We start from the raw sequence: 22,931 nt of genomic DNA, 5'->3' as shown, positions 1-22,931 counted from the left end.
CCATAGGGAACCTCTCGCGGAGCGGCACGCGATGCTCGGAGCTCAGATGTTGCTCAGACGGCTTGCTGGTCGGCCGCCGTACTGGTCAGCTCGACGCACGCCTGAGCGACACCGAGCGCTCAGTGCCGAAGGGGTCCCATGGACAGTGCTCGGCAACACACCCTGGTCTCAGGGTGCACACGGGGGAGAAACGCTCATGCGATACGGACTTCGCGCTGCCTTGGGGACAGCGGTACTGCTGGTCACGGCCTCGACAGGCTGCTCGGGTGGCGACGGGAGCTCCACGAGGCCGTCCGGCTCCCGCGCCCCCGCCTCGACCGCCGCGCCGACTCCCTCGCCTCCGGACCTGGCCGAGGTGATCAACAGAACCCGAACCACCCTGATGACGTCGGAGGCAGTGGGTGCCGACGCCCCCGGCTCCCAGGGCCCGATGCTGGTCGAGCCCTGGCCGACCGGCGCCGCCTACGCCTGGGAGACCCGCGACCAGCGACTGTGCTGGGCGTCGGTCGCCGAAGCTGCAATCTCCATGCGAGCCTGCGCTTCCAAGCCCATGGCCATCGAAAACTCAAGGGGGGTGCACCCGCTCGCAACCCTCTTCACCGACGGCTGGGTTCGTCTGTTCGCCGCCGACCACCAGCAGGTGACTTCCTCGACCTGCGGCGGAAAGCCCCTGGAAGTCCGCCGCGTCGGCACCGTTGCGCAGGGGGTCCGGACACTGTATGCCGTGTGGTTCCCGGACTACACCAAGGGCAGCATTGCGCTGTCGCTGAGCCACGACGGCACAACGTCCGAGGCCTCGCTCGAGCTCGGCGACGCTGGCGACCGCACCTGCGCCGCTGTCCCCTAGGTTCTGGTCCGGAGCCAGATGATCGTTGCTGCAACGGCAGCAAGGATGAGGTCTGTGAACGCTGCTTGATGATCCATGTCAAGCCGCGTTCACAGACCTTTCCAGGGCCTGCTCCAGGAGTCGACCGGACTGGCAGAGTGGCGCGCTCTTCACCAGCCGTTCTGGGAGTCTCCCAGCACGGTGCTGCCGAGGTATGCGGCGAGTCTCTCTGCCCGTGGAAGATCGCCCCACTTGTCGACGTGAACGAAGAGGGTGTGGTGATCTGCCGGCTGCAACCAGTTGACGTCGTCGCAGTTGAAGAGAATCTCCACGCCGTCGTACTTGGCAACGCCGTACGAATCCGTCTCGGCGTCGTCCGGCCATCTGCCGTGCAGGCCGATCGAGGCCATTCCCTTCCCTACGGCTCGCACGAACTGCTCCTCCACGGTGCCCGGCCGAACGTAGTGCAGGACGGACAGCGGCAGTTCTGGCTCAAGCGCAGAGTCCTCCGCAGCCGTGATCGCCAAGCCGAACTCCACATAGTCATGTGTCACCGGGTCCAACCGGGCACTGGCGTAGTCGAACTCGTCGTCGGGCAGCGCCGCCGCCATTCGCCGCGCGTCCGCGACAGTGAGCAGATCGGCCATCAAGGTCACCTCGTCGTCCTGCTCCGCCAGCAAGGCGTTCAAGCGCAGTGCCTGCGTCCATGCCTCAACAGCGTCGGTGGTCCGAAAGACGGGATACGCCCGCGAGTTGCCCATGCGCCCTACCCTCACACGGGGCAAAGGATGCGCTGCAAGCGGGCCTCTGCCGGGACCTTGCCGGCTTCGGCCGTGAAAGGGGCTGTGAACGCTGCTCGATGAACCATGTCAAACCGTGTTCACAAACCTCTTGGGGCCGCTGCTGTCAGGCGACGTCCGGCACAGGGCAAGCGTCTTGGAATCGTCGAGGAAGATGTGCACATGGTTGATCACTCTCATGGGATGTCTCCCATGTCGCTCGTGGACGAGGACTGGGCTTACGCGCTCTGCGGTGGCACGGCGGCCAGGGAGTGTTTCACCTTCGGGAGCGCCACCGTTGTTGTCGGCGATGCCGGGACACTGATCATCGTGGAAGCCGGGGACGCCCTCGACAGGAGTTGCGTGTGGAACGCATGCGAGGTCCGCCTGCTGGGCCCTGCGCCAACACCCGTCAGGAAACGCCTCGTGGGAGAGCCATGGGAGCGGGGCACCGCCGATGACGGGATGCTGCCTGTTCATCTGACGGTCCGGAACTCGGAAGGTCTCCTGTATCTCGGCACCGGGTCCGTGACCCGGGCCGGAACGGTACTCCATCCGGGAGACAACGAGCACGTGCTCACCGACTGCGCCCTTCGGCTCGATGAGCCCTTGAGCAAGTTCGACTTGGACCGCGTCCGCCCTCCCCTCCCTCCAGTAGATCTCCCGGACCTGGAGTGGCTCCGGCACATGGACGGCAACCGAGCCGGTGCGCTGGAACAGTTCATCACCGGCTGGTATCCCGCCGCGTCTGAGCCTGTCGAGTCACCGTCAGTACAGGCATCTGTCCTGGATCTGCCCGATGGACTGGAGCAGTTCTACCGGCTGGCACAGCACCGCCCTCGTTGCCTGGGAGTGCAGAATCGACTCCTTCCCCTCTCCGGGCTTCAGACCGATCCCACGGGGGAGATGCTCGTCTTCGGCGTTGAGAACCAGGGAGGATTCTTCTGGTCGCTGCTGTGGACGCTCGACGGCCCCGAAGCCGATCCGACCGTCTGGTTCCGTGAGTACGACGAACCCGCGATCGCCGAGCAGGAGCCCCTCAGCGGTTTCCTCATCCAGTTCTCGCTCTATGAAGCCTCCATGGGTGCCGACTACCGGGCACTTCCCCGCCAACTCACAGCACAGCAGGTCGACCGGCTCACCGAGGGACTTATCCGCGTGCCCCTGCGCCCGTTCTGGCCCTGGGCTCCCACGCGCTTCTACGTAGCCCCCGGACTCGTCCTGCATGTCTCAGACGAAGGACGTGACAACGGACTCAGCGCCTGGGCCGGCGCCACCCACCGCAGCGCTCTCGCACCCTTGGCCGACGCCCCGGTGGAGTGGAGCCGATTCGACGGCTGACCTCGCGAAGCCACCGTAGCCTCGCTGCAGACACCGGCAGAGGTCTGTGAACGGGGCTTGAAGACCCATGTCAAGCCTCGCTCACAGCCCTCTTTGCTGCCGATGGCACCTCGAGGGACCAACGCTGAGAAGGGCGACGATGCGGGCACGGCAGGCCGGTACAGCCTTGGAGACCATGTCACGTGGCTGGTCCGAAGGCTGTCATGCGGAAGCCACCACCTCGCCGGCCATGATCTGGGGAGGGTTGGGAAGCAGTGACGCCAGGTTGTCCCGCACGAAGTCCGCAGCCCTCGAGATCGATTCTTCGGCACCGGCCTGGTCCTGGAAGACGCTGGTGGAGACCATCACTCCCTCCCCGGTATCGATCCAGTAGTAGGCCACGAAGCCGGAGACCTGGCGCATGAGCGGCACGAACCCCTCGTTCACGAGACGTGCCGCCTCGGCCGAATCGGTCACCCCTTCGTACCGCCGGACTGCTGCGTACATCCCCAAGCTCCTCACGCCATCTGGGTTCGGTCCTCTGCTGAGACGTCGTACCCCTGCGACGGCCGTCTGGCTCATGGGGTGTCCGCCGATCACCTGAAGGATCGCCTCGGGTGATCCGAACGGCGGCCGCCGGCCAGGACGCAAGGCCCTGCGCAGGTGCGCCACGAGACAGCCTCGACGTGGAGCAGAGCAGCCTGGGTCGGTACCTTCCCCTGCCATTGAGGCCGTGACCTGAGGGGCTCTGGGACGGCGACGCTCGCGACGAGTCGAGCCCGGTTCGGTCAGGCTTCAGCACCACTGCGGCTGTGGCCGGTCCGGCGATACCACAGGGACAGATCACTGCTCGTCGCTACGGCAAGGGTCTGGCCGGAGGGCGAGAAACCGACGGCTCGGAGCTCGGAGTAGTTGGAGTGGAAGATGTGCCACCACTGCTCACCGTACGGACCGGAGTGAGGCAGTCCGCTGCCACGGGAGAGCAGGACACGCTCATTGGGCCAGGCCGGGGCAACGACCTCCAGAGCCCAGCCGCCCGCGGTGGAGGTGTGCAGGCCACCCCCGAAGAGCCCGGCGATGCGCACTCTGCTTCCGGCGACGGGTCCCAAGCCAGGGCACGACAGATCGGCGTCAGCGTCAGGGGTGCTGTCCTCGGGGGCGGGGTCGCGGTCCCGGGCGATCTTCTCTCCCGTGACGGCGTCGAAGAGACCGTGACCGTCGTGCGAGACGACCATCACCAAGTCGTCTCCGGTGTCCGGATGCGACGCGAAACCGATCCCGAGTAGTCCGCCGACAGCGACGTAGGCGATGTGCTGCCAGGGCTCGGGCGCTGGTAGTACGGGGGCCGCGAGGAGCCTTTTCCGCATCGCCTGCTGGTACGCGGAGAGCTCCGACTCACAGTCCGGCTGCTCGACCAGAGCTTCCTTCTTCGTCCACTTCATCACGCGGCCATGATCCATCCCTCGACGGTTACGCCCAAGGGAGTTGATACAGGCCAGGGTCAGGTACATGCCCCTGGAGTCTGTGAACGCGGCTTGATGATCCATGTCAAGCGGCGTTCACAGCCCCTTCGACGGTGGCCCTCCGACCTAACGGCGCCGGAAGCCGCTCGTCGGCCTGCGGCCGCTGGAGCGCGCGCTGCTGTCACAGGCCTGCCAGGGTGAGGATGTGGTGCATGTGCCGGTGCGAAAGGTCGGGATTGCTGGCTGCCGCTGTGGCGACCGATTCCGATGAGTCGGCCAACAGCTGCGTCAGGTCGTGCGGCAGCAGCCGGGGGTGGGTCGCGATCGCGCGGCGCACCATCTGATCGGGATCGGCGGCCAGGCGTCGTACAAGGTCCACCGGCAGGTCGAGGTCGCGTGGGGCCAGCTGTCGCATCCTTGGGTCGGCATCGGTCGCCAAACGCCGAAGGACGTCCGCAGGGAGGGGGAAATCGTCGGCCGGACGCCATCGGGTCTTTTTCTCGGGGCGGTAGCTGCGGTCGATGCGTTCGGCGGTGCCGGGGTCGATCCGGTCACGGGCGTGCAGAGCCATCGTCGTACGGACGCTGCTCTTCTCGTCGTTGAGCAGTCGGGTCACGACCGGCGCAGGCAGGCGGCCGGACAGCGCGGCCGAGGCGCGGAAGCAGGCGTAGGGCGAGTCCACGTACGGCAAAGGGTCAGAGGTTACCCATGGAAGACGTAGCGTCGCGAGTTCCGCACGCGCCAGTTTGTTCGTGAGTTGCTGTTCAAGCGTGTCATCGTCCCGGTTTTGGGGATCGATGAGCCAGTCCGCGAGCGGCACGTCGGAAAGGATCTTCGTGTGGATCGCGGCGCGGGTGGGCTCAGGGGTGTCTTGACGGGCAAAGACGCGGAGCGCGACCCGCAGGCTGGGATCCTCGGCAAGCAGTTCACGCAGCGGCGCTGGAAGGTCGGGGTGCTGGGCGACTTCCCGGCGCACCAGCTCGTCCGGATCATCGGCCAGTCGGCGGGCTGTGTCTGCGTCCATCGGGCAGTGGCGTATCGCTCCGGCCCGCGTGATCGGATCGGCCAGCAATACCGGAAGCAGGTCGGCGGGTGGTACGGGATGGGGAAGCCGTCGATAGTAGGTCGCGCAGGCTCCCGCGCGCACCGTGTACTCGGCATCCGTCAGCAGGAGCCGCCGCACCGGTTCCGGTGCCCGCGTCCACCATTGGGCAACCGTCGCCCGGATCTTCGGCTCGGGATCGGCCGCCAGCTGCGCTCGCAGATCCGCCGGCACGTGATCGCTCTGCGCCAGCTGCTCACGCACCTGCACGTCGGGGTCACGGAGCAGCCGCTCGAACAGCTCTCGCCGTGCGCCGCGCGCGCCGATCACCAGGGCCACGCGTACCCCTGGATCGCGGTGTTCGGCAAGGCGCATCCGGAAGGCACCCGGGAGGCCGGGGTTGAGCGCGAGCGAGTGTGTGAGCCAGTGATCGTCAACATCGATGATCTCGGCGATCATGTCGTCGGCTAGGTCCGGACGCTTGGCAACACTGCCAAATCCTGTGCGATGGGCGAAGAGGCGGCGGACGAACTCGGGCGGTAGGGCAGGGTTCCCTGCGAGTCCCTCCACCACCTTGTCGAGGTGAACCGGTACCGGCATGACGTCCGACAAGGCAAGCGGCCCCTCTGGTTCTGCGAGTTGACCGCCCAGTTTCTCATACGCGGTCGTCCTGACCTGAGGGCGTTGAGGCAGGCAAGGGTTCAATGACTGGTTCTGGAGGCTGTGAACGCGGCGTGATGGCTCACGTCATCCTGTCCCGCTTCCACGCGGCGGGGAAACGGCCTTCGCGGAGGGCGGGCAGGCCGATTTCCGGGGAGTAGGCCTGGTAGACGGTGATGGTGGAATCCGAGTGAGCCGCACGGATTCTGTGTCGCGGTTCTTCCATGGAGTACAGCGTGGGGTCGGCCGGTTCGGGCGGCCACTGATTTTCGACTGCCGTTCGCTGCGTCGGGAGAGCGCCGGCCGCAGCGGCGTGCGTATTTGCCGGGTCACGGCTTTTCAGTACCTACAGCGGCTACGGTCTGCTTGTCCGTGGCCTCCGGCGCCGGATGACGGGCTACGTGGTGACGCGTTCACGGTGTGCTGCGCGATTCCGTGAGCTGTAGGTGTGGTGCCGGCGGCAGCGGCGTCGGCGCTGCCGTCTCCGGTGCGGCGTGGAACGCCTCGATCACGTAGGCGGCGAAGCGGCGGGAGGCCGTGACCCGGGCGGCACGGGGTGTGTTGTGGAGGCCCCGGTGGGCCATGAGCATGAGGATCAGGTCGTCGACGACGAAGCCGGGCCGGAGCCGGCCGGTCTCCTGGGCACGGCGGGCCAGTTCGGCGACCGCTCGCAGCGTCCCCTCCTGGTCGGCGGCGAAGTCCATGGCCTCGGGAAAGGCCGTCATGAAGGCGTCGGCGAATCCCCGGCTGTGCGCGTGGAGTTCGCAGATCCGCTCGACCAGGCTCCGGAATCCGTGCCACGGGTCGGGGTCGGTGAGGGCTTCGTGGACGGCGGCCCGGCAGGCTCGCCGCTGCTCGGCGAAGGTCTCCGCGATCAGTGCCTGCTTGGTCGGGAAGTGCCGGTACAGCGTGGCGGGGCCGACGCCTGCGTGCCGGGCGACCTCGCGCATGGGCGCGCTCAGGCCTTCCTCGCCGAACACCGCGCGGGCGGCGTCCAGGATGCGGGCCCGGTTGTCGCGGGCGTCGGAGCGCACGGTCTGAGGCAATTCGGCGGTCATGGTTTCTCACTTTAGCCAAACGGACGGGGGCGTCCGTTACGGTCCGATGGCGGCGCTGCCCCTTCGGCCCGGCACTCGGCACTCGGCCCGTGACGTCTCGGCGTTGAGGACCGGCTCGACGCCCACGGCCGCAGCGACTGCGACTGAGACCTGACCGTGCACCGACCCATGCGCCGACCCGAGGAGCAGAGATGAAAGCCGTCGTCATCAGGACGTTCGGAGACCCCGACGGTCTGGAGGTCGTCGATGTGCCCGTGCCCGTTCCCGCCCCGGGTCAGGTGCGGATCGCCACGGAGGCGATCGGGGTGGGCGGCGTGGACGCCGTGATCCGCCGCGGAACGCTCGCCGCCTACGGCTTCCGGGAGGGCCATCTCCTCGGCAGCGAGGTCGCGGGCAGCGTCACCTCGGTGGGAGAGGGCGTGGACGCCTCGTGGATCGGCCGGCGGGTGTGGGCGTTCACCGGCCTGGCCGGTGGGTATGCCGAGCAGGCCGTCGCCTCGGTCGACGATGTCCTTCCGCTGCCCGACGGCCTCACCGGCGCCGACGCGGTGACCCTCGGCGGCTCGGGCGTGGTCGCCCACTTCGCCCTCGACCGGGCCCGTTTCACGCCCGGGGAGACGGTGCTGGTGCGCGGTGCGGCGGGCAGCATCGGGATCACGACGGTCCAGCTCGCGGCCGGCGGCGGCGCGGGCGCGGTGGCGGTCACCACGTCATCGGCGGAGCGTGGCGCGCGCCTGCGGGGCCTGGGCGCGACCCATGTTCTCGACCGTTCCGGCGAGGGCGGCCCGGACGCGCCGACGGGCTTCGACGTGGTGATCGATGTCGTGGGGGGTCCCCGGCTTCCCCTGTTCCTGGACAAGTTGAACGCGAACGGGCGGTATGTGGCGGTCGGTGTGGTCGGTGGGCAGCCACCGGCGGACTTCGGCATGCACCTGATGAACGCCTTCCGCAGGTCCCTGTCGTTCGCCACCTTCAGCTCCGACACCGTGCCCGGCCCCGACAGGCGGGCCGTGCGGTCGTCCCAGTTCGCCGCTGCCGCGGACGGGGATCTTCGCACGGTCGTGCACGAGACGCTGCCGCTGGACCAGGCGGCGCTCGCCCACCGTCAGATGGACGCGGGCGCCGTGTTCGGCAGGGTCGTGCTGGTGCCCTGAGCCGGCAAGGGCGACCTTTCGCGGCCCGGGGCGACGGAACGGGCCCGGTCGGGGAGCGACGGAACGGGACCCGGCCGGGGAGCGACGGAACGGGACCCGGCCGGGGAGTGACGGAGTGGGACCCGGCCGGAGGGAAGGAGTGGGACCCGGTCGGGTCGTGAGGGGGGAGGGGGCGCCCACCGTGGGCTGTCGGCGTCGGCAGGGACGGTCGAAAACGGCTCAGTGGGTCTGCGCGTGCTCCCGGACGTTTTCGGGTCGGGTGCGCAGGACGCCGGCGGTGGCCGCGGCAGTGAGACAGAAGACGGTCGGCAGGAGGAACGTGTGGTTGAGGTCCATGATGTGGGTCATCCAGCCGATGACGGCGGGGCCGGCGAGCATGCCGAGGTAACCCAGGCCGGCCACTCGGGAGACGTTGGCGCCGGCGGCGGAGGGGTCAGCGTGTCCTGCGGCGCTGAACAGCTGCGGAACGCAGCCGGAGAGCCCCAGGCCGAACAGCGCCCATCCCGTCAGGGTGAGGGCGGTCCAGGGCGAGAAGGTCACGATCGCGATGCCGACGGCGGCCAGGGCGGAGCCGTACCGGAGGATGGCGACGGGACCTACCCGCGCGGAGAGCCCGTCGGCGAGGAGCCGGCCGATGGTCATCGTCGCGGCGTAGGTTCCGTAGGCGAAGGCCGCTGAGCTCTCGGAGGCTCCGAGGACCGTCTGAAGGTGCAGGGCGCTCCAGTCGTTGGCGACGCCTTCGCACAGCATGATCATCAGGGCGAGGACGGCGAGGAACCAGATCCGGGCGGGGGCAGCGCGCCGTTTCGGGTGGGGTTCGACGGCGGCCTCGCCCCCGACGGCGGCTTCTTCCCCGGCGGCGGGCACGGGTGTGGCGGGCAGCAGGCCACGGGCGGCCAGCAGTGCGGTCGCCAACCCGGCGGCGCCTGCCGCGGCCAGGGACGGCGCAGGGCTCCAGCCGATGCCCGTGGTGGCCGCGCCGACGAGAGCCGCGAGAACACCTCCGACGGAGAACGTGGCGTGGAAGGCCGACATGACGGGCCTCCCGTAGGCCTTCTCCACCTGGACGGCGTGGGCGTTCATGCTCACGTCCAGGCAGCCGTTGCAGAAGCCGAAGACCAGCAGCGCGGCACCGAGCGTCCAGGGGTCACGGGCGAGGGCGGGCAGGACCAGCGTGGCGCGCACAGGGCGCCGGCCGCGGGCACCACGGTCCGGGTGCCGAGTCGGTCGGACAGCGGTCCGGCCAGCTGCATCCCGATGAAGGCTCCGGCGCCGAGGGCCACCAAGAGGCCGCCGAGTACCGCATGGCTGATGCCCACACGTTCCTCGATGGCGGGAATCTGCACCACCCACATGCCCAGCAAGGTGCCGTTGAGGACGAAGTAGACGAAGGTCGCCCTACGGGCAGCTCGGAGCGCTCTATCCATGCGCTCACCATAACGAACAGTTTTGCTGTTTGAAAATCCACCTTTCGAACAGCTTGATTGTTCGTTCTGAACTGCGGTTGAATCTTGGCATGCGTAACGCGGACCGTCACCGACTCATCGCCGAAGCCGTCGCCGACGCGGGCACCGCCACCGTCGCCGACCTGGCGGCCCTGAGCGGCGCGTCGGAGATGACCATCCGGCGCGACCTCGACACGCTCGCCGCCCAGGGGGTCCTCGAACGAGTCCGCGGCGGCGCCCGCACCCTCCTGCTGCGAGGCGAGGAACCGCCGTTCTCGATGCGCGCCCACGAAGCCTTCGATGCCAAGCGCCGCATCGGAGCGGAGGTCGCCTCGCTCATCGCCGACGGCGAGACCGTGGTCCTCGACAGCGGCACCACGTGCCTGGAGGTCGCACGGCTGCTCCGGGGGCGGCCGGTCACCGTGATGGCCCTGTCCCTCCAGGCCATCCATCTCCTCGGCGACTCCCCCGGCCCCACACAGCTCCTCGTGCCCGGCGGTCGGCCGCGGGCCACCGAAGGAGCGCTGACCGGCCCCCTCACTCTCGCCTCGCTGTCAGCCCTGCGCTTCGACACCGCTGTCGTCGGCTGCTGCGGGCTGAGCGCCGCCGACGGCCTGACCGCCTATGACCTTGACGAAGCAGTGGTCAAAAAGGCGGCCATCGCCTCCTCGCGTCGCATCGTGGCCGCCACCGACGGAAGCAAGATCGGCCGAACCGCTCATGCCCACGTCGGCGCTTCCACGCTCCTGCACGTCCTGGTCACCGACGCCACGGCACCCGGCGACGAGACCGGCGCCATCGCTGACGGCGGCACCGTCCTCAGACTCGTCTGACGCCCCACGAGCGCAGCCCCACGAGCGCAGCCCCACGAGCGCAGCCCCACGAGCGCGGCCCCACGAGCGCGGCCCTGCGGGCACCACACCCGGCAGGGCCGTCAGAACCCACGGCAGGCCCCAGGGCCCGCTGGCCTGAGGGGTAACGGAGTTCACCGCTGGTTCTCCGCGTCCGGCGGCGGCGCTCAGCCCTTGCTCCACTTCTGGTTGTCGGCCCCGGTGCAGTCCCATATCTGGAGCCCGGTGCCATCGGCGGTCCTGGCGTCCATGACGTCCACGCACTTGTCCGCCTGCCGGTTGACGAGGTCGTGGGCCTCGTTGAGCCGGAACTGCTGGGCAGGATCGCCGTTGCAGTCCGCGAGCTGGATCCGCGCGCCGTTGTCCGTCGACCCCCAGGCGACGTCCATGCACCTGCCCAGCGCCCGTACGGTGCCGTCCGACGCGAAGGTCCAGCTCATCCTGGCGGCCTCCGCGCAGCCGAGGATGTCCAGGGGCACGCCGTCCTTGGACTCTCCGCCGCTCACGTCGATGCACTTTCCCGAGGCGTGGCCCCGGATCGACACGCCCGAGACGGTCGTGGACCCACCGGTTCCGGTCGTTGCCTGTCCGGACGAGGACGTTCCGGTGCTCGAAGACTTCGTCGTGTCCGTCGACTTCGACGAGGACGAATCCCCTTCACCGTCCTTCGTCGCGGAGTCCTCGTCGGTTCCCTCCGCGCCCTTGTCGCCGGTCTTCCCTGTGGAGCCGACGCTCGTCAGGTGCGACACGGAGTCCGACGAAGGGGACCCCGAGCCGGCTGCGCCCGGGGCGCCACCGGTCCCGTCGCCGCCGAGGTCGCCGTCCGCGGTGGTGACGGAGGCGGAGCCTCGTCCGCCTCCGTCGCTGAAGGCGTTGATCAGAAAGGGCACGGCGATGAGGCTCACGGCCACGACGGCCGCTCCGGCCAGCACACCTTTCTTGGAGCGGCCCGAAGCGGTCCGCGTACCTGTCTCGGTGTCGATGTCGGTGACGGTGACGGTGTCGGTGTCCGAAGCGGTGGCCGCGGTGTGAGCGCCGAGAAAATCGTTCGCGGATCCGAGGGCGGGGAGGCCGGGTTCGGGCCGGGTTCGAAAGCCGGTGGTGGTCCCGGCACCGTGGGCCGACCCCGACCCCGACCCCGACCCCGACCCCGACCCCGACTCCGACCCCGACTCCGACCCCGACTCCGGCTCCGGCTCCGGCCCGGCAGCGGACCGCACCACCGGATCCGTCTCGACGACCCGCACGGCGGCCATCCGCGCCTCGGTCATCGCGCTGCGCCGGGGTATCCCCGCGCGTCCGCCGAACATGCTCCGCCTGGGCAGGGGCGAACGTGACCCGGCGGCTTGCGTCTCGGCGGAGGCGTCGGCACCGGCGGAAGCGCCGGGCTCCGTGGCCGTCCCGGAGTGGGCGGCGGCGTGCTCGTGCTCGTCCTGAGCCGCGTCGGCGGCGTCGGCCGTACGGTCGCCGGGGTCTGCCGTCATGGCGTCCTGACCGATGCCGCGACGGCCCGGAACTCGTCCCACTGCACCCGAGGCCGTTGCAGGCCGCGTTGTTCCAGATATCGGCTGGTGGTGCGCTTCGTCCGGCGCAGGAGCCGCACCGCGTCGGTCGGTCGTCCCGAACCCATGGGCTCCACCACCTTGGTGGGTGACAGCAGCCAGCCGTCGCCGTTCGCCCGCAGTTCGCCGCGGACGAGCGCGTTGTCCATGTGGTTGAGGCGGTCGTCGTGCCGGTGCACCAGCAGGGACGCGGGGCCCGGTGTGGCGGCGCAGTCGGCCGGTACTTCCACCGCGAAGCCGTCGTCCGTCGGAACCGGTCGGGTGCGGGCCAGAACGGGCGCCCCGAAGGAGTCGCGGGCGGCCAGGACCGCGCTGGGAAAGCGGGCCAGCCGGTCGGCTCCCGGCAGCGGGTTCCGCCCGCGCGGGCCGGGGGACCCGGGCAGGGGAAGCGGCGGCAGTGGTGGCCGTTCGATCACCTGGTCGGGAGTCACGGTGATCAGCAGCCGCAGGTAGTACCAGTCCATCAGCCGTCGCATCGGCGCAGCCACGTACGAGCGGCTGTGCGGCTGTCGCTCGAAGAGCATCCGCCAGTAGTCCTCGGCGCCCTGAGGCCCCGTCATGATCTCGTCGGGGCAGTCGGCCCGTCCGGCGACGAAGATCTGCGGAGCGTGGTCGAGCCCGCTGCCGGTGGGATCGGAGAAGAGCAGGGCGACGCGTCCGTCCCGGCGTACGTTCAGGGCCTTCTGCGCGAATGCCAGGGACGTGGTCAGCAGGAGCGTCCCGTCCTCGCGGCGCCGCACGGCCGTGGGCCAGGCCAGCGGCGTGCCGTCCCGGCCGAGCGTGACGAACTCGCAGGTGCGGTAGGCGTCGAGGACGCCGGGAGGGGCGGAATCGAGTACGGTCACCGTCCTGCTCCCCCGTCCAGGGGGGCGCGCATGGCGCGGCAGGCGGTGGCGTACTGACGCCGGCCGACGGACTTCCACAGCAGGCGGCCGATCAGCGGGGCCCGGCCGAGGAAGTAGGCGCGCTCCGGTGGCGTGGCCTCCTCGAGAATCGCGCCGAGGGCGAGCAGGAGCTTGTCCCTGGGAATCCGCTCCAGTCCGCGCCGTCCGACCAGGTCCCATTCGGCGACCGTCAGGTGCTCGGCGATCAGCGGCAGAACCAGCCGTTCCTCGTCGTCGAGGTGTTCGAGCAGCGCGGTGCGGTGCTCGTCCAGGGCCAGCGCCAGTTCCTCTCCTGCGATGTGGTCGGCCCCGCCTTCCCATGCGGGTATCCACTCGGTGACGGCCGCCAGGCTCTTGTCGATCCGCTGGTGCTGCTCCTCCATGCGGACGACGAGTCCGTCGTCCGCCGCGCGCTCACGCAGCAGCGGCCAGACGAGTTCGTCCTCGAGGGAATGGTGGCTGTGCAGACCTGCGAGATACTCACGCAGGTGTTCCGCGACCTTCGTCGCCCGGGCCGTCCCGCCGTCGGGAACGGCGCGCACCAGCCGGGGCAGGAACGCCGACTCGCGACGGAAGATCCGATGGACCACGATCATCTCGTGGGTGTACGGACGTCCTGCTGTGGGAAGTTCGTCAATGGTGCTGTCGGGGGACACGCTTGCTGGCTCCAACGATCAGGTACAGGCAACAGCCTCCCAGGGTTCCGCCTCCCTCTTGGCGCTCGCTTGGCGCCTGCTTGGCGCGCCACCTGGGGTTGGTGAGCATCGCGTTTATCGTCTGTTGACCGGCCGGACCAGCCGCTCGGGTAGATTCGCGCGCCGTGCTACGCATTCGAGTCCTGGGTCCGCTGGGCGCCGATGTCGGGGGCAGACCCGTCGAACTGGGTGCTCCGCGACAGCGGGCCGTCCTGTCGCTGCTGATCGCCGCCCGCGGCAGCGTCGTGCCGGTCGACCGGATGGCGGAGGAACTGTGGCGGGGAGCGCCGCCGGCGAAGGCCACGGTGTCCCTGCACGCCTATGTGTCGAACCTGCGCCGGTCGCTCGAGCCGGGGCGGCCCGCGCGCGCCCCGGCGACCGTGCTGGTCACCGCTCCCCCGGGCTACGCGCTGCGGCTGCCCCGGCACGCGGTGGACGCCTGGCGGTTCGAGGACCGGGTGGACCGGGCCCGTCGCGCCCCGGCCGAGGAGGCCCGGGGGCTGCTCGCCGAGGCACTCGGGTGGTGGCGGGGGCCGGCCTTCGCGGAGCACGCGGACGAGGGGTGGGCGGCGTCGGAGGTGACCCGCCTGACCGAGTTGCGTACCGAGGCCCGCGAACTCGCCGTCGCAGCCGAGCTCCGGACCGGGCGGGTGTCCGAGGCGGCTCTGGCGGCCGAACTCCTCGTCGGGGAAAGCCCGTTGCGGGAGGAGGGCTGGCGGCTGCTCGCCCTCGCCCACTGGGCCTGCGGCCGGCAGGCCGACGCGCTCTCCTCGCTGCGGCGGGCCGCGAGGACACTGCGTGAGGAACTCGGCTGCGATCCCGGCCCGATGCTGGCCGAGCTGGAGCACGCCGTGCTCGCCCAGCGGCTCGACGTGCTGCGCGCGTCCGTGTCCGGGCCCCTTCACGCTCTTCCCGCGCCCGCGCCCGTGCTCGCCCCCGCGCCGCCGGCCGTCACCGAGCCGGACCTCGCCGTCGCCGATGCACCACGACCCGAGCCGGACCTCGCCGTCGCCGAACCACCACGGCCCGGGCAGGATCTGTTCGTCGGCAGGAGCGGTGAGCTGCGCGCCGTGGACGCCGCCGCGCGGGCCGCTCGGCGGGACGGCGGAGTGGTGCTGGTCACCGGCGAGGCGGGGGCGGGAAAGTCCGCCCTGCTCGGCCGGCTGGAGGGCCGGCTGCGGTCCGGCGGCTGGCGGGTGGTGATCGGGCACTGCCCGGAGTACGAGGGTGCGCCGCCCGCCTGGGCATGGGTGGAGGCGCTCGGTATGCTCGCCCGCGATCTGCCGCCGGCACGGCCCGAGGAGCTGGCGGCTCTGCTGCGCGATCCGGAGAGTGTGGCCGCCACGAGCCCGGACGAGGCGACCGCGGGGCGCTTCCGGATGCACCGCGCGCTCGCCGCCTGGCTGCGGGCCGCTGCCGCCGAGTCGCCGCTGGCCGTCGTCCTGGAGGATCTGCACCGCGCCGACGGTGAGACGCTCGCCCTGCTCGAAGCGGCGGCCGCGGTCACCGACGTGCCCCTGCTCACCGTGGCCAGCTACCGTCCGGCCGAGGTGGGTGAGCACCTGGTCAAGACGCTCGCCCACCTCGCCCCCGGCGCCCCGCACCGGATCGCGCTCCGTGGCCTGTCGCCGCGGGACGTCGCCACCATGGTCGACACCGTCTGCGGCGAGTCCGTGGACGCGGCGACGGTGGCGGCGCTCGCCGAACGCACCGGCGGCAATCCGTTCTACGTCCTGGAGAGCGCGCGTCTGCTGGCGAGCGAGGGCGCCCTGGTCGCGGTCTCCGAAGTCCCCCAGGGCGTCCGCGACGTCCTGCGCAGACGCCTGGCCCTGCTGCCCGCCGCGGCCCGGTCCGCCGTGCAACTGACCGCCGCCGTGGGGCTGGAGGCCGATGTGGCCCTCCTGCTCGACGCGGCCGACGCTGCCGAGGACGAGATGCTGGAGGGGCTCGACGCCGCTCTGGCCGCGGATCTGCTGACCGCGCCCGAACCCGGCCGGGTCCGGTTCGTGCACGCCCTGGTGCGCGACACCGTGTACACCGACCTGTCAGGTGTCCGGCGTTCACGCCTGCACGCGCGCATCGCCCAGGTGCTGCGGCGCCACCGTCCCGACGACTTCGCCGCCCTGGCGCACCACTTCAGTCATGCGGGCAGCCCGGCGGACGCGCCTCCGGCCGTCCGCTACGCGCTGCGGGCGGCCGAGGTCGCCGAGCGGCGCTACGCCCACGACATCGCCGTAGGGCTGATCCAGCAGGCGATCGAGGTGCACGGCACCGCCTCGGGCGGCCTCGACGCGCAACCCGACCGCGCCGTCGGCCTGTTGGTGCGGCTGCTCGGCGCGCAGGTCCGGGGAGGCTCGACGGACGCGGCCCGGCGCACCCGGCAGCGGGCGGTGGAACTGGCCGAGCAGGCCGACCGGGGCGACCTGGTGGCGGCGGTCTTCGGGGCCTGGATCGAGCCCTCCCCGTGGCACAGCAGGCTGGGCGGTTCGTACGATCCCGCGCTGCTGGCCCGTCTAGAGGAGCTGGCGTCCGATCCGGGCCTGGACGATCCCGCCCGCGCCGGCGTGCTCCAGGCCCTCGTCGACGCGGTGGCCGCCGAGGACCCGCCCCGGGCTGTGGAGGCGGCGCGCACCCAACTGCGGCTCGCCCGCGTGAACGGCGAACCGCGGCTGCTGGCGGCCGCGTTGATGACGTCGGCCAAGCTGCTTCCGCACGAGGCACGCGACGACGCACGGACTCCGCTGGTCGCCGAGCTGCGCGAGCTCGCCCGCACGCACGACCTGCCCGCCTACCGCTGGGTCTGCCAGAACCTGGACGCCATGACCGCCGCCACCCTCAACGATCCGGCCGCGGTACGCCGGCACAACGCGCAGGGCCTGGTGCTCGCGCACCGCTACCGGATGGTGTGGGCGCAGGGCATCAACGCCGCGACCTCGGCCATGCTGGCGAGTGTCGCGGGCCGTTTCGAGGAGGCGGAGTCCTCGTACGCCGAGGCCGACGTCCTGTTGCAGCGTGTCGGGGCACACCATGCCCAGGGCCTGCGCACGCTGGGACTGACCACCATCCGGCTCTCCCAGGGCCGGACGGCCGAGATCGAGCCGGTGATGCGCGGGGTGTACGACACCGTCGGCGCCCCGGTCGGGGTGGCGCTCGCTCTCGTCCTGGCCCGCCTCGGCAGACTCGACGAGGCGCGTGCCGTGCGTTTCCCCGCGGAACCCGTCACCGACCACCTCTACGGCATGGAACTCGACTTCCGCTCCCAGCTCGCCGTCCTCCACCACGACCAGGACACCGCCTCCGCGCTGATCGAGCACCTGCTGCCCCTCCGGCGCCAGCTGGCCGGCGCGGCCGGCGCGGTCTACGCGACCCGTCCGCTGGCCCACGCCCTCGCCGACCTGTACCTGCTCCTCGACGAGGAGCAGGCCGCGGCCGAGCACTACGCGCTGGCCGAGCGCACCGCCCTCGCGTGGGGCTCGCCCCATCTCGCCGTGGGTGCCCGCCAGGCCGCCGCGGAGCTGTCCGCGACACGGGCACGGCGGCGGACCTTCGCGACATAGGCCGCTCCCGGCCATGGCGCGGGGGCCGCGCAGCCGCACGGCCCCCGACCGGAAACGGCGATGCATCCGGATCCGTCGACCCGGCGGAATAGATTTGTCGCCGTCCGAGGGGGACAAACGCTCAGTACGGGCAAAGAGGATCAGTGGAGGAAGTCGGCACGACTTCGGTGCGGGGCACCGTCGGCTTACGAAGCGATCACAGACGAGAAGCGGGTATCCGGTGGCGTACACGGACAGCGGTGTGGATGATCCGAGCAGGGCCGACTGGGCCGAGGCCTTCGCCGCCGATCCCGACATCGGCGGTGACCTCGCCACCGTCGACTGGGCGTCCACCTCGCTCGGGCCGCCGGCCGACTGGTCCCAGAGCCTGCTGACGGCGGTACGCATCCTGCTGTCGTCGCGCTTCTCCATGTGGATGGCCTGGGGCCCGGACCTCACGTTCTTCTGCAACGCCGCCTATCGCCACAACACGCTGGGCCGCAAGTACCCGTGGGCGCTGGGGCGTCCGGCCCGTGAGGTCTGGTCGGAGATCTGGTCCGACGTCGGCCCCCGTATCGACCACGTCCTCGCCTCGGGCGAAGCCACCTGGGACGAGGCGCTGTTGCTGTTCCTGGAACGGTCCGGTTACCGGGAGGAGACCTACCACACGTTCTCCTACAGCCCTCTGCGAGACGACGCCGGCACCGTGGTGGGCATGCTGTGTGTCGTCAGCGAGGAGACCCAACGTGTCGTGGGCGCCCGCAGGATGGCGACGCTGCGCGATCTCGGCTCGGACCCGAGTGTCGTGCGTACGGAGACGGAGACGCTCGCCTTTCTCGGCCGTCAGCTCGAACGCAACCTCGCGGACCTGCCGTTCACCCTCACCTACCTCCTGCACGAGGACGGCGCGCGTCTGGCCTGCACGACGGGATGGCCGACGGGCCTGCCCACTGCTCCGGAACTGCTGTCGCCGGAGGACTCCGGCCCGTGGCCGGTGGCAGCCCTCGCCGACGGCGCGTCCGTCTGCGTGCGGCTGGACGCCGACGTCATCGGCGAGCTGCCGGCCGGCGCCTGGCCACAGCCCCCCGAACAGGCCCTGGTCGTACCGCTGGTGCAGCCGGGCGGCGCGCCGTACGGCTTCCTCGTCGCCGCGCTGAACAGATACCGGGCCCTCGACGAGGAGCACCGGGGGTTCGTCGAACTCGTCGCCGGCTACCTCGCCGCCGGGATCGCCTCCGCCCGCAGCTACCGCGCCCAGCAGCGGCGAGCGGAGGAACTGGCCGAACTCGACCGTGCCAAGACCACGTTCTTCTCCAACATCAGCCACGAGTTCCGCACCCCCCTCGCGCTGATCTCCGGGCCGGTCGAGGAGCTGCACCGGCACCTCGCGGACGCCGACGTCCCGGTCCGGCAGGAACTGGAGGCGATCCGGCGCAACGCGCTGCGTCTGGGGAAGCTGGTCAACACCCTCCTGGACTTCTCCCGCATCGAAGCGGGCCGGGTCCAGGCGTGCTACGAACCCGTGGATCTGGCCGTGCTGACCGCCGAACTCGCCAGCGTCTTCCGGTCCGCCGTCGACCGGGCCGGGCTCGACCTCGTCGTCGACTGCCCCCCGCTCGACCGGCCGGTCCACGTCGACCGGGACATGTGGGAGAAGGTGATGCTGAACCTGCTGAGCAACGCGCTCAAGTTCACCTTCGACGGCTCCCTCGGCGTCACGGTCCGTGAGGAGGACGACCGGGCGGTGGTGACGGTCTCCGACACCGGCGTCGGCATCGCGGCGAACGAGATGCCGCACCTGTTCGAACGCTTCCACCGCATCAGCGGCGTCCGCGCCCGCTCCCACGAGGGCAGCGGCATCGGCCTGGCCCTGGTCCGGGAACTGGTCCTGCTGCACGGCGGCACCATCACGGCGGACAGCGCCCCGGACCGGGGTACGTGTTTCACCGTCCGGCTGCCGTTCGGGTCCGCGCATCTGCCCGCGGACGCCGTCCACGAGTCGTCCCGGACCCGCCCCGCGTCGGACGTCGCCGTCCCCTACGTACAGGAAGCCCTGCGCTGGCTCCCCGCCGACAGCGGCACGGCGGTGCGGGACAAGGCCACGCACGACGCCTCGTCGTCTTCCGCCGTATCCGGATCGGCCGTGCGCGCACGCGTCCTGGTCGCCGACGACAACGCCGACATGCGCGAGTACCTGGTCCGTATCCTGACCGGCGCCGGCTACCGGGCCCACGCGGTGAGCGACGGCCTGGCCGCCCTGGCCGCCGCCCGCGCCGAGGCCCCGGACCTGATAGTCAGCGATGTCATGATGCCGCTCATGGACGGCCTCGCCCTGGTCGGCGCCCTGCGATCGGACACCCGGACCGCCTCGGTCCCCGTACTGCTGCTCTCCGCCCGGGCGGGCCAGGAGGCGTCCATCGAGGGACTGTCGGCGGGCGCGGACGACTACCTCGTCAAACCGTTCGCCGCGGCCGAACTGCTGGCCCGGGTACGGGCCAACGTGGAACTGGCCCGCCTGCGCACCCACCATGTGCGATGGCGCGCCGCCCTCGTGGACTCGCTCCAGGAAGCCCTGCTCGTGATGGACGACAGCGGCACCGTCCTCGAGATCAACGCCGCGTTCGCCACCATGCTCGGCCACGGCCCCGACGGGTTGCCCTACGCACCGGCCCACCCCTGGTGGCCGGACGCCACGAGCGACCCCGCGGCCCACCGGACGGTGGCCGACGCCTTCGCCGACCTGCTCACCCGGGGACACGGCAACCACACCCTTCCCCTCACCCATCGGGACGGGCACCGGTTGTACGTCAGAGCCGCCTTCAACGACGCCAGCGATCCCGACAGCGGACGCCGGATGATCGTGGGAACCTTCCGCGACGTCACGGCCGAACGCCATGCCATCCAACGCGAGAGCGCCCTCGCCTCGCTCAGCACCCGCCTCGCCGAGACCGCCGGCCTTCACCAGTCGCTCACCGCGGCGCTGGACCGGCTCCGGGAACTGTGGCACGCCGACCATGTGCTGTCGGCGGTCTTCGCCGCGGACGGCCGCCCGGACCTCACCGCCACCCGCCCGCTGACCTGGCAGGACATCCCGGCCGAGCGGCAGCGGGCCATCAGCGACCTGCAGAGTCAGCCGCTGCTCACCCCTGTCGTCGACGAGACCGGGGCGGGGATCCTCCTCGAACACCCCGAGGGCCCCATGGCGTTGTGGATCGAGCTGGAGCCGGCCCGCCGTTTCAGCCGCGAGGACGAACTGCTGCTGGCGCTGCTCGGCGGTCACCTGGCCCAGGCGCTCACCCGTGCCCATCAGATCGATCAGCAGCGCGAGACCGCGCTCGCCCTCCAACGCGCCATCCTCGGTCCCTCCCTGCTGCCCGAGGGGTTCGCCGCGCGCTACGAGCCGGCCACGCCACCGCTGGAGATCGGCGGCGACTGGTACGACGTCATCGCCCTGCCGGACGACCGGATCGGCATCGTGGTCGGCGACTGCGTCGGACGCGGGCTGCAGGCGGCCACCGTGATGGGCCAGCTGCGCAGTGCCTGCCGTGCCCTGTTCCTCCAGGACCTCGGACCCGCCAGCACGCTCATGGCTCTCGACCACTTCGCCAAGGGCATCCCCGGCGCCATGTGCACGACCGTCTTCTGCGGCGTCCTCGACCCGCGGACGGGAAGCCTGACCTACTCGAGCGCGGGCCATCCGCCGGGCGTGCTCGCGCTCCCGGACGGCGGCACCCGTCTGCTCGAAAGCGGACACGCGCTCCCTCTGGGCATCCGCCCCTCCCACGACCGCCCCGAGCACGTCTGTTCCGTCCCCGCCCGCTCGTCGCTCCTGGTCTACACCGACGGCCTCGTCGAGCGGCGACGGCAGTCGCTGGACGTGGGTATCGCCCGGGCGGGCGAGGTGTTGCGGGACGGCCGCGATCTCGCCGCCCGTGAGCTGGCCGACCTCCTGATGTCCGAGCTGGCCCCCACGAGCGGTTACGACGACGATGTCGCCCTCCTGCTCTACCGGCATCCGGGCCCGCTGCGATTCGCCTTTCCGGCGGAGTCGGGCCGGCTCGCCGTCGCGCGTCACGCCCTGCGCGAGTGGCTCGCCCGGTGCGACCTGCCCCGGCGCACCGCCCAGGACGTGCTGATCGCCGCCGGTGAGGCCTGTGCCAACGCCGTGGAACACGGCCACCGCGCCTCCCCCGACGGAACCGTCCGCCTGTATGCCGAGGCGTCCTCCGACACGGTCCGGGTGGTCGTGGCGGACAGCGGGATCTGGAAGCCCGGCAATCCCGCCGACACCCCTCACCGCGGCCGGGGGATCGGCATCATGAAGGCTCTGGCGAGCCATGTGACCATCAGTCCCGGCCCCCTGGGCACCACCGTCGAGATGCACACGAGGATCCTGTGATGCCCACCCAGCTGACTCTCACGCACGGCAGAACCTCCGGCAGCGGCACCCTGCTGACCGTCGCGGGCGAGATCGACATGAGCAACAGCGGCGCATTCGCCGACGCCATCGACGGTGTACCGGGGCCGGTCGTCGTCGACCTGACGGATGTGGAGTACCTCGACAGCGCGGGCCTCAACGTCCTGTTCGCCCATGCCGACCGCATCGAGCTCATCGCCGGCCCGCTGCTCGAACGGGTCCTGACGGTGTCCGGCCTCACCCGTCTCGTCACCGTCCGGTTCCCCCGGCCGGACGGCCCCGCCACCGCGTGAGATCGGCGGGAGGCCGGACGGCCGACGTGAACGGCGCCGGACCCGCGGTGTCAGGCGATGCCGGCCAGCCGCAGCAGCAGCGCCTTGACCTCCGTGGCGGCGAGATCCCCGGTGACCTCACCGGGGCGTGAGCACAGCAGGACAGGCCCCTCCTCCGTGCGCTCCGGAAGCCTGCCGTGACTGCCGCGGACCGGGGAGGGGTCCAGCGGGACCACCGCCATCCGATACCGCAGGCCGAGCTTCTTGCGGGCGAGCGCTCCTGCCGCCTTGACCTTCACATAGGGGTCGAGGGGATCCATGAACAGTTCGGCCGGGTCGTAGCCGGGCTTGCGGTGGATCTCCACCAGCTGCGCGAAGTCGGGTGCGCGGGCGTCGTCGAGCCAGTAGTAGTACGTGAACCAGGCATCGGGCTCCGCCACGGCCACGAGTTCGCCCGAGCGCGGGTGGTCGAGGCCGTGCCGCTTCTTCCCCTCGTCACCGAGGAGTTCGGCGACGCCGGGCAGGTCCTCCAGCACCTCCCGCACACCGGGCAGGTCCTCGGGACGGTGTACGTAGACGTGGGCGAGCTGGTGGTCGGCGACCGCGAAGGCACGGGACGCCATCGGGTCGAGGTACTCCATACCGTCCTGGGTGTGCACCTCGAGCAGGCCCGCACGGCGCAGCGCACGGTTGATGTCGACAGGCCTGCTCACCTCGCCTATCCCGTACTCGGACAGCACGACGACCGTACGGCCCTCCGCCGCCGCTTCCTCCAGCAGCGGGGCCAGCGCGGTGTCGAGGTCGGCGGCCGCCTTCAGCGAGCGCGGGTCGCGCGGGCCGAAACGCTGGAGGTCGTAGTCCAGGTGGGGTACGTAGCACAGGGTCAGGTCGGGGTTGCGGGTGCGCAGGATGTGGCGGGTCGCGTCGATGATCCAGCGGCTGGAGACCAGGTCCGCGCCCGGTCCCC

General features: G+C 70.9%; 16 protein-coding genes and 2 pseudogenes. 7 read left to right on the top strand and 11 right to left on the bottom strand.

What is annotated here, in order from left to right; genetic code table 11:
* The first annotated feature begins 355 nt into the window (after window positions 1-355).
* Window positions 356-847 carry a hypothetical protein gene (locus ABT070_RS27960; RefSeq protein WP_351764636.1) on the top strand — a complete coding sequence of 164 codons (492 nt, stop codon included), beginning with the start codon at window positions 356-358 and terminating at the stop codon, window positions 845-847.
* A 149-nt stretch (window positions 848-996) separates the two neighbouring features.
* On the opposite strand, the gene ABT070_RS27955 is transcribed toward ABT070_RS27960, so the two are convergent.
* Entirely contained in the window at window positions 997-1,587 is a 591-nt protein-coding gene (locus ABT070_RS27955) for a hypothetical protein (RefSeq protein ID WP_351764635.1), read from the bottom strand.
* A 231-nt stretch (window positions 1,588-1,818) separates the two neighbouring features.
* On the opposite strand from ABT070_RS27955, the gene ABT070_RS27950 reads away from it, so the two are divergent.
* On the top strand, window positions 1,819-2,946 hold the full coding sequence (locus ABT070_RS27950) for a hypothetical protein (RefSeq protein ID WP_351764634.1): 1,128 nt from the start codon (window positions 1,819-1,821) through the stop codon (window positions 2,944-2,946).
* 201 nt (window positions 2,947-3,147) lie between these two features.
* Here the strand turns inward: ABT070_RS27950 and ABT070_RS27945 are convergent, their stop codons facing one another.
* From ABT070_RS27945 to ABT070_RS27925, 5 genes and pseudogenes are all read right to left on the bottom strand, one after another.
* The gene (locus tag ABT070_RS27945) at window positions 3,148-3,432 is read right to left on the bottom strand and encodes a hypothetical protein (protein ID WP_020128105.1); all 285 of its coding nucleotides are present in this window, start codon (window positions 3,430-3,432) and stop codon (window positions 3,148-3,150) included.
* Between the two features lie 281 nt (window positions 3,433-3,713).
* Complete coding sequence (locus tag ABT070_RS27940) at window positions 3,714-4,367, bottom strand: hypothetical protein (RefSeq protein ID WP_351764755.1); 654 nt, start codon at window positions 4,365-4,367, stop codon at window positions 3,714-3,716.
* Window positions 4,368-4,569: 202 nt separating this feature from the next.
* Entirely contained in the window at window positions 4,570-6,042 is a 1,473-nt protein-coding gene (locus ABT070_RS27935; protein WP_351764633.1) for a hypothetical protein, read from the bottom strand.
* 133 nt (window positions 6,043-6,175) lie between these two features.
* Window positions 6,176-6,316 (bottom strand): annotated as a pseudogene (locus ABT070_RS27930) (DUF4291 family protein); the annotation flags it as partial.
* Window positions 6,317-6,503: 187 nt separating this feature from the next.
* On the bottom strand, window positions 6,504-7,148 hold the full coding sequence (locus ABT070_RS27925; protein WP_351764631.1) for a TetR/AcrR family transcriptional regulator: 645 nt from the start codon (window positions 7,146-7,148) through the stop codon (window positions 6,504-6,506).
* Window positions 7,149-7,339: 191 nt separating this feature from the next.
* Between ABT070_RS27925 and ABT070_RS27920 the strand changes: the two genes are divergently transcribed.
* A complete protein-coding gene (locus ABT070_RS27920; RefSeq protein WP_351764630.1) occupies window positions 7,340-8,302 on the top strand; it encodes a zinc-binding dehydrogenase in 963 nt (320 codons plus the stop codon).
* Window positions 8,303-8,521: 219 nt separating this feature from the next.
* Here the strand turns inward: ABT070_RS27920 and ABT070_RS27915 are convergent.
* Window positions 8,522-9,729 (bottom strand): annotated as a pseudogene (locus ABT070_RS27915) (MFS transporter).
* A gap of 89 nt (window positions 9,730-9,818) precedes the next feature.
* Between ABT070_RS27915 and ABT070_RS27910 the strand changes: the two are divergent.
* On the top strand, window positions 9,819-10,580 hold the full coding sequence (locus tag ABT070_RS27910; protein WP_351764629.1) for a DeoR/GlpR family DNA-binding transcription regulator: 762 nt from the start codon (window positions 9,819-9,821) through the stop codon (window positions 10,578-10,580).
* Between the two features lie 185 nt (window positions 10,581-10,765).
* Here the strand turns inward: ABT070_RS27910 and ABT070_RS27905 are convergent, their stop codons facing one another.
* The 3 genes from ABT070_RS27905 to ABT070_RS27895 are packed head-to-tail and all read right to left on the bottom strand — an operon-like array spanning window position 10,766 to window position 13,640.
* Complete coding sequence (locus tag ABT070_RS27905) at window positions 10,766-12,082, bottom strand: ricin-type beta-trefoil lectin domain protein (protein WP_351764628.1); 1,317 nt, start codon at window positions 12,080-12,082, stop codon at window positions 10,766-10,768.
* The gene (locus ABT070_RS27900) at window positions 12,079-13,005 is read right to left on the bottom strand and encodes a pyridoxamine 5'-phosphate oxidase family protein (protein ID WP_351764627.1); all 927 of its coding nucleotides are present in this window, start codon (window positions 13,003-13,005) and stop codon (window positions 12,079-12,081) included. Before ABT070_RS27900 ends, ABT070_RS27905 begins: the two co-directional genes overlap by 4 nt.
* A complete protein-coding gene (locus ABT070_RS27895; RefSeq protein ID WP_351764626.1) occupies window positions 13,002-13,640 on the bottom strand; it encodes a hemerythrin domain-containing protein in 639 nt (212 codons plus the stop codon). Before ABT070_RS27895 ends, ABT070_RS27900 begins: the two co-directional genes overlap by 4 nt.
* Window positions 13,641-13,984: 344 nt before the next feature.
* On the opposite strand from ABT070_RS27895, the gene ABT070_RS27890 reads away from it, so the two are divergent.
* The 3 genes from ABT070_RS27890 (at window position 13,985) to ABT070_RS27880 (ending at window position 21,985) form a co-directional block, all read left to right on the top strand.
* Window positions 13,985-17,296, top strand: coding sequence for an ATP-binding protein (locus ABT070_RS27890; protein WP_451101716.1), 3,312 nt, complete (start codon window positions 13,985-13,987; stop codon window positions 17,294-17,296).
* Window positions 17,297-17,705: 409 nt separating this feature from the next.
* On the top strand, window positions 17,706-21,674 hold the full coding sequence (locus ABT070_RS27885; protein ID WP_351764754.1) for a SpoIIE family protein phosphatase: 3,969 nt from the start codon (window positions 17,706-17,708) through the stop codon (window positions 21,672-21,674).
* Window positions 21,674-21,985 carry an STAS domain-containing protein gene (locus tag ABT070_RS27880; protein ID WP_351764624.1) on the top strand — a complete coding sequence of 104 codons (312 nt, stop codon included), beginning with the start codon at window positions 21,674-21,676 and terminating at the stop codon, window positions 21,983-21,985. The genes ABT070_RS27885 and ABT070_RS27880 overlap by 1 nt, the downstream gene beginning before the upstream one ends.
* Window positions 21,986-22,035: 50 nt before the next feature.
* On the opposite strand, the gene ABT070_RS27875 is transcribed toward ABT070_RS27880, so the two are convergent.
* Window positions 22,036-22,931 (bottom strand): alkaline phosphatase family protein (locus ABT070_RS27875; protein WP_351764623.1); only part of this gene is annotated, 896 nt, incomplete at its 5' end.

Source organism: Streptomyces sp. NPDC002884, from assembly GCF_040295245.1.
Lineage (GTDB): Bacteria > Actinomycetota > Actinomycetes > Streptomycetales > Streptomycetaceae > Streptomyces.
This window is presented reverse-complemented; position numbering and strand designations above follow the sequence as displayed.